At 70.4% G+C, this 13,192-nt stretch carries 11 protein-coding genes; 4 read left to right on the forward strand and 7 right to left on the reverse strand.

Going from position 1 to position 13,192, the window contains the following annotated elements:
• The 4 genes from imuA to AC1DOC_RS05575 all read left to right on the forward strand — a co-directional run.
• The coding region (gene imuA, locus AC1DOC_RS05560) for a translesion DNA synthesis-associated protein ImuA (RefSeq protein WP_478129507.1) at positions 1-687 on the forward strand (687 nt) is incomplete at its 5' end.
• Positions 656-2,005 (forward strand): Y-family DNA polymerase, encoded by a 1,350-nt coding sequence (locus AC1DOC_RS05565; RefSeq protein WP_478080613.1) that lies wholly within the window; start codon positions 656-658, stop codon positions 2,003-2,005. The genes imuA and AC1DOC_RS05565, both read left to right, overlap by 32 nt.
• Positions 1,998-5,354 carry an error-prone DNA polymerase gene (locus AC1DOC_RS05570; protein WP_478129508.1) on the forward strand — a complete coding sequence of 1,119 codons (3,357 nt, stop codon included), beginning with the start codon at positions 1,998-2,000 and terminating at the stop codon, positions 5,352-5,354. Before AC1DOC_RS05565 ends, AC1DOC_RS05570 begins: the two co-directional genes overlap by 8 nt.
• A gap of 79 nt (positions 5,355-5,433) precedes the next feature.
• Entirely contained in the window at positions 5,434-6,378 is a 945-nt protein-coding gene (locus AC1DOC_RS05575; protein ID WP_478080615.1) for a hypothetical protein, read from the forward strand.
• 11 nt (positions 6,379-6,389) lie between these two features.
• Here AC1DOC_RS05575 and AC1DOC_RS05580 read toward each other — a convergent pair whose 3' ends face one another.
• The 7 genes from AC1DOC_RS05580 to AC1DOC_RS05610 form a co-directional block, all read right to left on the reverse strand.
• Positions 6,390-6,620, reverse strand: coding sequence for a hypothetical protein (locus AC1DOC_RS05580; protein ID WP_018904695.1), 231 nt, complete (start codon positions 6,618-6,620; stop codon positions 6,390-6,392).
• A gap of 93 nt (positions 6,621-6,713) precedes the next feature.
• On the reverse strand, positions 6,714-7,313 hold the full coding sequence (locus AC1DOC_RS05585) for a hypothetical protein (RefSeq protein ID WP_478129509.1): 600 nt from the start codon (positions 7,311-7,313) through the stop codon (positions 6,714-6,716).
• Positions 7,314-7,342: 29 nt separating this feature from the next.
• Positions 7,343-8,872: a mannose-1-phosphate guanylyltransferase/mannose-6-phosphate isomerase gene (locus AC1DOC_RS05590; protein WP_478081692.1), complete on the reverse strand. Its 1,530-nt coding sequence runs from the start codon at positions 8,870-8,872 to the stop codon at positions 7,343-7,345.
• A 39-nt stretch (positions 8,873-8,911) separates the two neighbouring features.
• On the reverse strand, positions 8,912-9,700 hold the full coding sequence (locus tag AC1DOC_RS05595; protein ID WP_478081690.1) for a LuxR C-terminal-related transcriptional regulator: 789 nt from the start codon (positions 9,698-9,700) through the stop codon (positions 8,912-8,914).
• A 61-nt stretch (positions 9,701-9,761) separates the two neighbouring features.
• Positions 9,762-10,997 (reverse strand): WcaI family glycosyltransferase, encoded by a 1,236-nt coding sequence (locus tag AC1DOC_RS05600; RefSeq protein WP_478081688.1) that lies wholly within the window; start codon positions 10,995-10,997, stop codon positions 9,762-9,764.
• Positions 10,994-12,085, reverse strand: a complete 1,092-nt coding sequence (locus tag AC1DOC_RS05605) for an MATE family efflux transporter (protein ID WP_478129510.1) — start codon at positions 12,083-12,085, stop codon at positions 10,994-10,996. The genes AC1DOC_RS05600 and AC1DOC_RS05605 overlap by 4 nt, the downstream gene beginning before the upstream one ends.
• Positions 12,086-12,116: 31 nt before the next feature.
• Complete coding sequence (locus AC1DOC_RS05610; RefSeq protein ID WP_412511232.1) at positions 12,117-13,049, reverse strand: hypothetical protein; 933 nt, start codon at positions 13,047-13,049, stop codon at positions 12,117-12,119.
• Positions 13,050-13,192 lie beyond the last annotated feature (143 nt).

The raw sequence follows: 13,192 nt of genomic DNA on the forward strand, positions 1-13,192 counted from the left end.
CAGCTGCCGGGCGGCGGCTGGCCGGTCGGCGCCATGACGGAACTGCTGCAGGCTGCGCCCGAGGCGCATGTCTGGCGCCTGCTGCTGCCCGCGCTGGCGCAGGCGGTGCAGGCGCGCGGCGGGCCGGTGGTGCTGGTCGGCGCGCCCTACGAGCCCTGCGCGGCGGCGCTTGCGGCGCAGGGGTTGCCGGTGGAGGCGCTGATGTGGGTGCGCAGCGATGCGCCGGCCGCGCGGCTGTGGGCTTGCGAACAGGCGCTGCGCTGCGCCGACGTGTCCGCCGTGCTGGCCTGGCTGCCGCAGGCCCGGGTGGGCGAGCTGCGCCGGCTGCAGCTGGCGGCCGCCCAGCACGACGTGCTGCTCTTCGTGTGCCGGCCCGCATCGGCCGCGCAGGGCGCATCGCCGGCGCGGCTGCGCCTCCAGGTGGAAAGCTGCGAAGCGGATGCATCGCAGATCGAACTGCGCATCCTGAAGCGCCGCGGACCGCCGCTGGCCGCGCCCGTGATGCTGCCCGCGCGCAACGAGCGCATGGCCGCGTTGCTGGCCGCCGCCCGGCTGCGCCGCAAGCTGCGGCTGCAGCAGCAGGGCACGGTGCCGGCCGCCGAGGCCGCCGGGTCGGCCACCGTGGTGCGCATCGACGCGTGGAAAGGAAACGGAAATGCACTGGATCGCGTTGCGGTGGTCGCTTGATGCCGACGCGCCCGATGCCCCGGTGCTTCCCACGCCCGAGGCGCTGGGCTGGTGGGCGCTGCGCTACACGCCGCACGTCGCCTGGCAGGACGAGGCGCTGATGCTCGAGGTCTCGGCCTGCGAGCGGCTGTGGGGCGGGCGCTCGTCGCTGATGCGCCAGCTGGCCCACGAGAACCCCGCGCCCGGTGCCGTGATGCGCGGCGCGCAGGGCGCCACGAGCCCGATCGCGCTGGCGCGGCTGCGCCTGTTCGAGCGCAACGAGAACCGGCCCAAGGACATTCCCGCCGGCCTGCCGCTGGACACGCTGACGGCCGCGCACCCCCACCTCGACCTGCTCGCGCGGCTGGGCTGCCGCACCTGGGGCGAGGTGGCGGCCCTGCCGCGCGGCGGCCTCACGCGGCGCTTCGGCGCAGAACTGCGCAAGGCGCTCGACACCGCCTGGGGCCTCTCCCCCGAAAGCCACGACTGGCTCACGCTGCCCGACGTGTTCGAGCAGAAGCTGGAGCTGCCCGCGCTGGCCGAGACCGCGCCCGAATTGATGTGGTCGGCCAACCGCCTGCTCGCGGCGCTGCAGATCTGGCTGCGTGCGCGCCAGCGCGGCGCGCGTGCGCTCGAGTTGCAATGGACGCTCGACCTCAAGCGGTTCAACGGCGTGAACCTGCCGCCGCACCAGCAGGTCACGGTGCGCACGGCCGAGCCCACGCAGGACATGGCGCACCTGCGCCGCCTGCTGTCTGAAAAGCTCGCCCTCACCACGCTCGCGGCGCCCGCGAGCTGGCTTCGGCTGCGCACGCTCGAAGCCGATCCGTGGGCCGGCGCCAGCACCAGCTTCCTGCCCGAGGACAACCGCAAGGGCGACAGGCTGCACGAGATGGTCGAGCGGCTCAGCGTGCGGCTCGGAGCGCACCAGGTGGTGGTGCCCGCGGCGCAGGCCGACCACCGGCCCGAGCGCAAGCAGGCCTGGCGCCCCGCGCTGCAGCAGGACAAGGCGCCCGCGGACAAGGCCGGCAGGCAAGCGAGGGCCGCGGCCTTGCAGCCCGATGCCATCTACCCGCCCTGGCTGCTGCCCGAGCCGCTGCTGCTCGAGATGGACGGCGAAAGCCCGTGCTACCGCGGCCCGCTGCGCAAGCTGGTCGGGCCGCAGCGCATCGAGGCGGGCTGGTGGGGCGGCAAGGAAGACGGCGGCCAGCCCGCGATGCGCGACTACTACGTGGCGGAAAGCCCCGAGGCCGGACTGGTGTGGATCTTTCGCGAGCGGCCCTCGGCGCGCTTTTCTCCGGCCGAAGTGCGCTGGTACCTGCAGGGGTTCTATGCCTGACCTCAGCGAAAAACAGCTGCGCGGGCGCAACTCGGCCAAGGTGCATGCGCTGCCCTTGCCTTTGCGCAAGAAGCCTGCGCCCACGCTGCCCGACTACGCCGAGCTGCACTGCCTGAGCAACTTCAGCTTCCAGCGCGGCGCCTCCACACCCGAGGAACTGGTCGAGCGCGCCTACCAGCTCGGCTACACGGCGCTGGCCATCACCGACGAATGCTCGGTGGCGGGCATCGTGCGCGCGCATGTCTGCCTGCGCGACCTGCCGGCCAAGCTCGAGGAATACGAGCGCGAGCATCCCGGCGAACCATCGCTGCCGCGCAACCCCGGTTTCCGGCTGCTGTTCGGCAGCGAGTTCCGCTTCGAGCGCTTCAGGCTGGTGGTGATCGCGAACGGCACCGAAGGCTGGGGCAACCTCTGCGAGTTCATCACGGCCGCGCGCAACACCGAGCTGCCCAAGGGCGAGTACCGCGTGAGCTGGGAGCACAGCGACGTGGCCTCGCTGCAGGACTGCCAGGTCCTCTTCGTGCCGCACCGCGAGCCGGGCGCCGCCGTGGACGCGGCCACGCTGCATGAAGACCTGCTGGCCGCCAAGGCGCTCTACGCAGGCAACCTGTGGCTGGCGGTGGAAATGCTCAACGAGCTCGACGACGATCTCTGGTTCGCCGCGCTGATGCAGGCGAGCGAGCAGACGGGCGTGCCGCTGGTGGCAGCCGGGGACGTGCACATGCATGCGCGCTCCGCCAAGCCGCTGCACGACGTGCTGACGGCCGTGCGCRAAGGAAAGACAGTGGCCGAGTGCGGCTTTGCGCTGCAGTCCAATGCCGAGCGGCACCTGCGGCAGCGCGTGCGGCTGGCCGAGCTCTATCTGCCCCGGATGCTCGCGAACACGCTGGTGGTGGCCGAACGCTGCCGCTTCGACCCCGAGGTGATCCGCGAGAACTACAAGTACCCGCTCGAAACCGTGGGCAGCAGCGAAACGCCGGCCCAGACGCTGGTGCGCAAGACGTGGGAAGGGGCGCAGGTGCGTTTTCCGGAGGGCATTCCGGACAAGGTGCGGGCGCAGCTCGAGAAGGAGCTCGCGCTGATCGTCGAGATGAAGTACGAGATGTTCTTTCTCACGGTGGAAGACATCGTGCGCTTCGCCAGGTCGCAGGACATCCTCTGCCAGGGCCGCGGCTCCTCGGCCAATTCGGCGGTCTGCTATTGCCTGGGCATCACCGCGATCAATCCCGAAAAAGGCCACCTGCTGTTCGAGCGCTTCCTGAGCCGCCACCGCCACGAGCCGCCCGACATCGACGTCGACTTCGAGCACCAGCGGCGCGAGGAAGTCATCCAGTACATCTACCAGAAGTACGGCCGCGAGCGCGCGGCCATCGCGGCCGTCGTGATCTGCTACCGCGCCCGCAGCGCCTTGCGCGACGTGGGCAAGGCCATGGGCATCGACGAGCGGCTGATCGACGAATTCGCCAAGGACCACTACTGGTTCGACGACACCGTGCTGGGCGAGCAGTTGTTCAAGGCGGCCGCGCGCGTCGGCGTGGAGGAAGACGAGCTCAAGCTGGTGCAGTGGATCGAGATGACGCGGCGGCTCAAGGGCTTTCCGCGCCACCTGAGCCAGCACGTGGGCGGCTTCGTGCTCACGCACACCCGGCTCACGCGGCTGGTGCCGGTCGAGAAGGCGTCCATGAAGGACCGCTCCGTCATCCAGTGGGAGAAGGACGACCTCGAAGCCATGGGCATGCTCAAGGTCGACGTGCTCGCGCTCGGCATGCTCAGTGCGATACGGCGCGGGCTCGACCACATGAACCGCTGGCGCGGATCGATGGTGCAGATGCACCACATCCCCAACGACGACCAGAAGGTGTTCGACATGATCTGCGACGCCGACACCATCGGCGTGTTCCAGATCGAGAGCCGGGCGCAGATGTCGATGCTGCCGCGGCTGAAGCCGCGCTGCTATGAAGACCTGGTGATCGAGGTCGCGATCGTGCGGCCCGGGCCCATCCAGGGCGGCATGGTGCATCCCTACCTCAAGCAGCGCGAGCGGGTGGCCAAGGGCCTGGAGATCCATTACGAGAAGGAAGAACTCAAGCCCGCCCTGGCGCGCACGCTGGGCATTCCGATTTTCCAGGAGCAGGTGATGCAGATCGCGATGATCGCGGCCAGGTTCACGGCCGACGAGGCCGACCAGCTGCGCCGCGCGATGGCGGCCTGGAAGCGCAAGGGCGGCCTCGAGAAGTTCCACCACAAGCTCGTGAAGGGCATGACCGACCACGGCTACAAGGCCGAGTTTGCCGAGGCCATCTTCAAGCAGATCCTCGGCTTTGGCGACTACGGCTTTCCCGAAAGCCACGCCGCGAGCTTTGCGCTGCTGGTCACCGTGAGCAGCTGGCTCAAGAACTACGAGCCGGCCTGCTTCCTTGCGGCGCTGCTCGATTCGCAGCCGATGGGCTTCTACAGCCCCTCGCAGCTGGTGCAGGATGCGCGGCGGCATGGCGTCGAGGTGCGGCCGGCCGACGTGACCTGCAGCGACATCGACACCACGCTCGAAGCCCGCGCCCCTGATGCGCCGCGCATGCCGCCGGGCACCGATGCGCGCTATGCCGATCGTCTCGGCCGCGAGAACCAGCCCGCGGTGCGGCTTGGCCTGAACCGCATTTCGAGCCTCAGCAAGGAAGGCGCCGAACGCCTGCTGGAAGCGCGCGCCCAGGCGCCCTTCACCAGCACCGAAGACCTCGCGCTGCGCGCCGAGCTCGACGGCAAGGACATGGCGGCGCTGGCCGCGGCCGATGCGCTGATGTCGCTGTCGGGCCACCGCCGCCAGCAGGTGTGGGACGCCACCGCGCAGCGGCGCTCGCCGGCCCTGCTCAAGGGCGTGCCGATCAACGAGCCGGTGCTGCRGCTGCCCGCGGCGCCCGAGGGCGAGGAGATCGTCGGCGACTACGCCGCGCTCGGCCTCACGCTGCGCCGCCATCCGCTCGCGCTGCTGCGCCCGCGCCTCGCGCGCATGAAGCTCATGAGCGCGGAGCAGCTGCGCGCGCAGCCCAGCGGCCAGACCGTGCGCGCCTGCGGCATCGTCAAGGGCCGCCAGCGCCCGGGCACCGCCAACGGCACCATCTTCGTCACGCTCGAGGACGAGACCGGCAACGTCAACGTGATCGTCTGGAGCCATGTCATCGAGGCCTGGCGCGAGCCGCTGCTGAAGTCGCACCTGCTCGCGGTCCAGGGCACCTGGCAGCGCGACGACGACAGCGGCGGCAAGGTGCAGCACCTGATCGCCACCGGCTTCAAGGACTTGACGCCGCTCATGGGCCGGCTGGCGCAGAGCAACACCAGCCGCGACTTCCATTGATTGAGGGCAGGGCAATCGAATGCAACCGATCGTTCCATGTCTCGCGCGCCCCACGACTTTTAGCTAACCTGTTTCTCCCATGCCCGCACTCGCCCTCGATCCCGTCGTCGACACGCCGATCGGCCCGCCGCCGCCCGCACCCGACGTGCCCATTCCCGTGCCGCCGCCACCGCCGCCCGGCCCTCCGCCCGAGGGCGATCCGCCGCCCGTGGAGCCGCCGTTCACCGACCCCGGTTTTCCGCGGCCCGTGATCGATCCTCCGCCGCCCATGCAGAAGGCCGGCGAGGTGCCGTTCGGCAAGCTGCATGCGCGGCGGCTGCGCGAGATCTACCGTTCGGCGGGCTGGCCCTGCTGCGACGCCATCGAGGTCGAGCTGCTCGCGGGCGGGTTCCTCGAGCGCGTGCGCACGCCGCATGGCCACGAGACCCTGCGCGTGACCGATGCCGGCATTGCGCGCATTGCCACCACGCTCACCCTCAACCGCGCGGCGCTCTCGCCGCACGAGTCGCTGGTCGAGCGCGTGGCGCGCGAAATGACGCGCGGCGGCCGCATCGCCTGGCGCGGCCTCGGCCTGCGGGCACGCCTGCCGCCGCTCGAAGAGGGCGGCAAGCCGCGCTGGTGCATCGCCAGGCCCGACGTGTTCTCGATCCGCAATACCAGCGTCGAGGCCTATGCGCATCCCATCGTGCACGAGGTGAAGGTGAGCCGCGCCGACCTGCTGGGCGACCTGCGCAAGCCCGACAAGCGCGCGGCCTACCTCGACCTGGGCGGCGAGTGCTGGTACGTGCTGGGCAACGATGCGCGCGGCCGCTGCATTGCCTCGCCCGACGAGATTCCGCCGGAGTGCGGCGTGCTCGTGCTCGAAGGCGAAAGGCTGGTGGTGGCGCGCGCCGCCGTGCACCGCGCCTTCGATCGCATTCCGTTCGGCGTGTGGCTCGCGCTGGCCAAGGCCCAGCCCATTGCGGGCTTCGACGACGACGCGCAGGACCTGCTGGGCGAGCCCGGCGCAGAAGGCAGCGCCTAGGTAATCTCCATTCAGCCGGCCGGCGGCCACCAGTGTTCGGCCGTGGTGCGCAGCACGCGCGCCGCATGCATGCGCACCTCGTTGCCATCGCCAGGAAGGCCGCCGCCGTCGCGGTCTTTTTCGGTGGCCACGCGAAAGGGCCAGGTCGAGATCCGGCCCACGGGCTGGCGCGGCTGCGAACGCCGCAGCGGCGAGAAAAACAGGATTCGCGCTGAGGACGCCGGCGGGCTGGCGGTGGTCATGGTGTCGCCTTGAATGTTTGCTCTTGGAGACGAGTAATTCTAGAGGAAACACTGTACAAAAGAACAGTATTTTTGCGGTGCGCGGAGGGCAGCTCAGGTATCGAAGAGCGGCCGCGCGGCCCTCGGCATGTCGGGCCCGCTGCGCAGGTTGCGCTCGATGAACTCGCGCGCAATGGCGTCCACGTTGGCCGGTGCCGGCGTGTCGAAGGACATGYGGTACTTCAGCAGCCGGCCGCTGCGGGCCGTGAGAAAGGTGAACGACTCGTAGGCCTTGCGCGTGACGGCATGCACGATGCGCAGGCTCACGCGGCGAAAGTCCTGCCCCTCGATCCGCACGTCGGTGATGGGGCCGACCTCCACCTCGGCATAGAGGCCGCGCGCCACCGCGAGCCGGACCTCGTTCACGGAAGACTCGAACTGCGCTGCGAAGCGCGGGTCGTCGATACCGGCCTGCCAGTGGCCCTGCTTCAGGTCGTACAGGTAGACGTCGACCCAGCCGATGCTGCTCTCGTAGCGGTGGCTCACGCCCATGCCCGGCAGCCGCGCTTCGTGCCAGGTCGAGCGCATGTACTGCCACGCCACCGCGCCGGCCGCGAGCGCCGCCGCTGCGGGCGTGGCCGGCGGCGTGGTGCCGGGCGCCGCGCAGCCCGAGAGCAGGGCGGCGGCCAGCAGCGCAGGCCAGAGCTTGGTCACGGCGGATGCTGCGTGGTGGCCGTGCGGTGCTACGGGGCGGGCGCCAGCTGCGGCGCGGCCACCGGCATGGCAGCCACCACGGGCACCGAGGCCGCGGCGGCCACGGCGGCATCCGGCAGCGGCAATGCATCGCCGCCACGCGTCTTGAGCGAAGGGCAGCGGCCGTACGTGTCGTCGAAGCGCACGATGTCGTCCTCGCCCAGGTAGCCGCCGGTCTGCACCTCGATCACTTCGAGCATCGTCTTGCCCGGGTTCTCCAGCCGGTGGATGGCGCCCAGCGGCAGGTAGATGGATTCGTTCTCGCGCACCAGCGTGACCTGCCCGTCGCAGGTGGCCTTGGCCGTGCCCTGCACCACGATCCAGTGCTCGGCGCGGTGGTGATGCATCTGCAGCGACAGCTTGGCGCCGGGCTTGACGGTGAGCCGCTTCACCTGGAAGCGCTCGCCGAAGTCGAGCTTGTCGTAGGCGCCCCAGGGGCGCACCACGCGCCGGTGTTCGGTGGCCTCGGCCTGGCCTTCGGCCGCGAGCATCCGCACCACCTCGCCGACCTGCTCGGCGCAGTCCGCGCCCGCCACCAGCACGGCATCGGGCGTGTCCACGATGATCAGGCCGCGCGTGCCCAGCGCCACCACGCGGCGGTGCGGCGCGTGGATGAAGGTGTCGCTCGAACGCAGCGCGCTGGCGTTGCCGCTCAGGCGGTTGCCGCTGCCGTCCTGCGGGTGCAGCGTGGCCACCGCGTTCCAGCTGCCGACGTCGCTCCAGTTGCCGTTGAACTTGACGACCGAGATGGCCTCGTGCTTTTCGAGCACCGCGTAGTCGATGCTGTCGCTGCGGCAGGCCTCGAAGGCCTCGCGGTCCAGCCGGTCGAAGCTGCCGTCGGCCGTGATGGCGGCGGTGGCGCGTTCGCAGGCCTCGAGGATGTCGGGCGCATGCGTGCGCAGCGCCGCAACGAGGATGTCGGCGCGCGCCAGGAAGATGCCGGCGTTCCAGCAGTAGCCGCCGTGCAGGATCAGCGACTCGGCCACGGCGGCCGTGGGCTTTTCCACGAAGCGCACCACGGCGTGGCTGTGGCCGTCGGCCGCGGGCGCGCCGGCCTCGATGTAGCCATAGGCCGTGCTCGCGAAGCTGGGCGCCACGCCGAAGGTCACGATGCGCCCGGCCAGCGCCGCGTCGATGCCGCTGCGCACCGTCTGCGCGAAAAGCGCGGTGTCGGGAATGTGGTGGTCGGCCGGCGCGAACAGCAGCAGGTCGTCAGGCCCCGCGCGCAGCGCCGCCGCGGCCATGGCGGCCGCCGTGTTGCGTGCCACCGGCTCCAGGATCTGGCGGCCGGTGGCGCCGGCCTTGTCGACCGCCTCGCGCACCAGGAAGCGGTGGTCTTCCGATGCCACGCAGGTGATGTCGCGGTTGAGGCTGCACAGGCGCTCCAGCGTCAGCTGCAGCAGGCTCTTGTTGCCGATCAGCGGCGCGAACTGCTTGGGCAGGGTCTTGCGCGAAAGAGGCCACAGGCGCGTGCCGCTGCCGCCGCACAGCACGACGGGGTGGATGGTGGGGGTGGTCATGGCGTCATCCTCGTGAAGTGTGGTGGGCGCTTCTTTCGGTCAGAGCTGGCCGGTGTGGGTGGCCAGGCTCACGGCCTGCGCGCGCGAATGCACATGCAGCTTCTTGTAGATGTTCTTGATGTGGGCGTTGACGGTCTGCCCCGAGATGCCGAGCCGCACGCTGATCTCCTTGGAGACGCAGCCGCGCGCCACGAAGCGCAGCACCTCGCGTTCGCGCGCGGTCAGCGTGGCTTCGCGCAGCGGCGTTTCCGTGGCGGGCCGTTCGCCGCTGCCCTGCAGGTTCATGCGCGTGAGCAGCCGGCGCGTCAGCTTGGGCGTGATGGCCGCGCCGCCGTTGACCACCTGCAGCACGGCCTCGGCAAAGCTCTGCAGCCAGGCGTGCTTGAGCAGGTAGCCGGTGGCGCCGAGCTCGAAGGCGTGCATCACGTGGGCATCGTCCTCCAGCGCGGAGATCACGATGATCTCGCAGTAGCGGTGCAGCTTGCGCGCCTCGCGGATCAGGTCGAAGCCCGAGCCGTCGCCCAGCCGCAGGTCGACCATCAGCACGTCGAACTCGTGGGTGGCCAGCAGGCGGCGGCCGTCGCGCACGCTGCTGCCTTGCCCTTCGAGCTGGATGCGCATGTCCGACAGCAGTTCCTGGGCGATCACGCGCCGCATGAATTCGTCGTCGTCGATGAGCAGCACGCGCACCGGCGCGTCTTCCTGCCCGGTGAGGAAGTGCGGCCACAGCGGTTCGGGCGGTGGACACAGGCCAGGCGGGCTGGCTTTCCGGCGCTCCGGCAGGTGGTCGGCATCCGGCGCGTCGGAAGGAGGAGTGGTATCGGACATGTGGATCCCCAGGTTGGAGTTGGAGGAAGTRGATGTCGTGGGTGGTGGGTGTGTGGTGGTGTCAGTCGGCAAGGCAGCGCAGCAGCTCGCGCTCCAGGCGCTGCAGGATGGCGTTCTGGTCCAGCTCGGTTTCGGCGAAGGAGCGCGCGGCCGCCCCCATGGCTTCGCGCTGCGGGCGCGAGGTGGCGAGATGCGCGATGGCCTCGGCCAGCGCATCGGCGTCGCCGGGCGCAACCACCAGGCCGCGGCCGGAGACCACGTTGCTCAGCTCGGTGCCCGCATGGGCCGTGACGATCACGGCCTTGCCGCTCGCGAGCATGCCGCCCAGCTTGGAGGGCATCACCAGGTCGGCCGCGTCGGCGCGCTGCGGCAGCACGTGGATGTCGGCCATGCCCAGCAGCTCGTTGAGCCGCTCGGCCGGCTGCAGGTCGAGGAAGTGCACGTGGTCCAGGCCTGCGCAGGCGGCCTTCAGCGGCTCGCGGCTCGGCCCGTTGCCGCAGAGCACGAAGTGGATGTGCCTGGCGGCCGCCAGCCGGCCCGCCGCCTCGGCCAGCACCTCGATGCCCTGCTTGTTGCCCAGGCTGCCCGCATAGAGCACCACGACCGCGTCGTCCGGAATGCCGAGCATGGCCCGGTAGCCGTTCGTGCCCGGTGCGGTGCCGGGGTGCGGGTAGATCGAGCGCACGTCCACCCAGTTGGGAAGAAGCACCAGCCGCGCCGCGTCGATGCCCTTGTTCCTGGCCTTGTCGAGCATGGCGGCGGAGATGGTCGACACCCGGCTGAAGCGGCTCAGCAGCCACCGCTCGGCCGAGAGCGCGAAGCGCCGCACCCGTGCGCCGCGTACCAGGCCCAGATCGAAGGCGGCGTCCACCTCGTAGTCCTGGATGTGCAGCCACGACTTGATGCCCAGCATCCGCGAGAAGAACAGCACCGCCGGCGCGCAGAAAAGAGGCGGCTCCACGACGAAGACCAGGTCCGGCTTCCAGCGCAGCTGCCCGAAGAGCAGCGGCATGCTCGACAGCATGAAGGAGAACAGGTGCAGCATGCGCGCCAGCGCGCGCGGCCTGGCCGGCACCCAGGTGGGGGCGCGCCAGACCGTGATGCCGTTCCAGTCGGTCTTGCGGTAGGCCCAGGCCGAGTGCCCTTCGAACGGCGCCCAGTGCGGAAAGAATGGCGGCGAGGCGATCACCCGCACTTCATGGCCCTTGGCATGCAGCCACTGGGCCATCTCGCCCGAGTACTTGCCGATGCCGACGAGCTCGGGTGTGAAGTTCATCGAATAGAGCAGGATTTTCATGAAGGTCTCTGGAAGGAACCGCGAACCAGCCGTGCGAGCGGAAAGAAGCCGAGCAGCGCGCGCATCCGCACTTCGTAGAGGAGCAGGTCGGACACGGCGGCAATGAAGAACACGTAGTGCGGCTTGCCGGGAAACATCGACACCACCACGCCGTAGGCCATGAGCCGCAGCAGCACCTCGGCCAGCGCCCACCGGCCCAGCGAGCCCATCGATGCCCTGAGCGCGAGCAGCATCTCGTGGTGGACCGTGTAGGTGCGCAGCAGGAAGTAGGGCGCCATGCACAGGAAGATCTCGAGCGCCTCGCGCCCCACCTTCAGCAGCGGCGCGGCGGCCGTGATCACGACGCCGAGCCCGGCGAAGAGCATGAAGAAGGCCACCACCAGCAGGTCCGACTTGCGAAGCAGGAAGATCAGCAGCGAATAGACGGTGGCGCTGCCCTGCGACGCCAGCTCGAGCGCGGCGGGCCCGGCCGGCGGGCCCGCGACCCAGCGCGTCTGCATGCAGGCCGCGCCCACCAGCACGAAGGCCAGCAGGTTGATCAGCAGCAGCTGCGTCGCGCGCAGCTCGGCGCCCCAGGCGGCGAAGGCGGCCACGCCGATCACCAGGATGGTCGAGCGGATGCCGCCCTCCAGGTTGAGCAGGCCGGCGCGGCCCAGCCCCCGGCTGAACGACAGGCGCAGGCTCATGAGCGAGAACACCGCGAGCGTCGCCATCAGCAGCGCGAAGGGCGCGCCCACCACCGGCAGGTGCTGGATGCGCAGCACGGCGGCGCTCAGCAGCGCGGCCAGCGGAAGCCCGATGGCCAGCGTGCGGACCACGTCGCCGCGGCGCACGCCCGGCGGCACGGTGGCGGCATGGCGCGCGAACAGCAGCGGGCTGCCCAGCGTGGCCACCACCAGCGCCACTTCCATCACCGACTGGTAGATCGAGTATTCGCCGAAATCCGATGGCGAGACATGCGCGGCCATCAGGAACAGCGCCGCGAAGCCCGCAAGGTACACGTAGAGCCGCGAAGCCAGCGCGCCCAGGCCGTGGAGCTGCACCGCGCGCATGCCGGTGAGCTGGGCGGTGCGGTGGAGCATGTTCATGGCCGTGCCTGGGTGCGTGCGCGCGGTGGCGTCATTTCGGCCCGGCGGCGCCTGCGAAGCGCGTGCCGCCCGCGGGGCGCTGCGCCAGCCGGCGCATGCCGAAGGCCCAGTTCTTGGCCCGGCGCGCGAGCCGCAGTGCGGCCGTGAGCAGCGCGACCGTGTGCACCCGCCCGTGCAGCACGTGCGCCATTGCGATCTTGGCGCTGCCCTGGAAGTGCAGCGCCAGCACGTTCACCAGTTCGCCCGCCGGCGTGACCACGCAGGGCTGGCCGCCGACGAACACCAGGCGCTTGGCGCCGCCCCGGCCCTGGAATTCGTTCACGAGCAGGTTGTGCCCGCCGTTGATGTTGTGGTCGATCACGCGTCCGCCGAACACCCGGTTGATGGGCGCCGCGTTGCCGCTCGCATGGGCCCAGAGGTGCAGCAGCGTCATGTCCGACACCCCGCCGCGCACGCCCCGCGCGGCAAACCGCGCCGCGATCGCGCGCAGCTTCCTGCGGCCGCTGGGCGATGCATAGGTGTTGAGCAGGAAGGCGATGAACTGCTGCAGGCCCGCCGCGGTCCAGTAGCTGACGTGCGGCGATATCTGGCAGGGGTCCCAGCCATCGTTCGTGCGCATGTAGGAGCCAGAGAAATCCGCCTTGCCGGCCACGCGCCGGATGTGCGCGCCGATGCCGCGGAACAGCAGCACGTCGCTGTCGATCAGCACGAACTCGCGGTGCTCGGGGTGGGCGCGCAGGTATTCCGACAGCAGGAAGTAGCGCCGGAAGCAGATCTTCTCGAACTCCGGCGGATTGCTCGACAGGTGCACGTAGGTGCGGCACAGGCGCTCGTAGCCGGGCCCGGCGTCGGTGCCCGACAGCACGATCAGCGGCTCCTCGGCACGCGCCGCGGATTCGCGGCACAGCAGCAGGGGCTTGTTCTGGCGGTCTTCCACCACGATGAAGGCAAGTGAATGGGTCATGGTCATGGGGTCAGGGCCGGGGCGCCGTCGCATTGCGGACCAGCGCGACGTGCGCGGGAAGAAACTGGAAGTCGTCGTCCAGCGGCAGGTCGAGCGTGAAGAGCCCGCCGCGGGCGTTCGCCTGCGCGATCCAGCCGCGCACC

The sequence above is a fragment of the Variovorax sp. 01T439_2 genome, assembly GCF_056398445.1.

Excerpts from the sequence above, each read along its gene's own strand:
- AC1DOC_RS05580 (WP_018904695.1), bottom strand. The coding sequence starts at position 6,620 with ATGACCACCGCCAGCCCGCCGGCGTCCTCAGCGCGAATCCTGTTTTTC.
- AC1DOC_RS05605 (WP_478129510.1), bottom strand. The coding sequence starts at position 12,085 with ATGAACATGCTCCACCGCACCGCCCAGCTCACCGGCATGCGCGCGGTG.
- AC1DOC_RS05610 (WP_412511232.1), bottom strand. The coding sequence starts at position 13,049 with ATGACCCATTCACTTGCCTTCATCGTGGTGGAAGACCGCCAGAACAAG.
- AC1DOC_RS05575 (WP_478080615.1), top strand. The coding sequence starts at position 5,434 with ATGCCCGCACTCGCCCTCGATCCCGTCGTCGACACGCCGATCGGCCCG.
- AC1DOC_RS05595 (WP_478081690.1), bottom strand. The coding sequence starts at position 9,700 with ATGTCCGATACCACTCCTCCTTCCGACGCGCCGGATGCCGACCACCTG.
- AC1DOC_RS05600 (WP_478081688.1), bottom strand. The coding sequence starts at position 10,997 with ATGAAAATCCTGCTCTATTCGATGAACTTCACACCCGAGCTCGTCGGC.
- AC1DOC_RS05590 (WP_478081692.1), bottom strand. The coding sequence starts at position 8,872 with ATGACCACCCCCACCATCCACCCCGTCGTGCTGTGCGGCGGCAGCGGC.
- AC1DOC_RS05565 (WP_478080613.1), top strand. The coding sequence starts at position 656 with ATGCACTGGATCGCGTTGCGGTGGTCGCTTGATGCCGACGCGCCCGAT.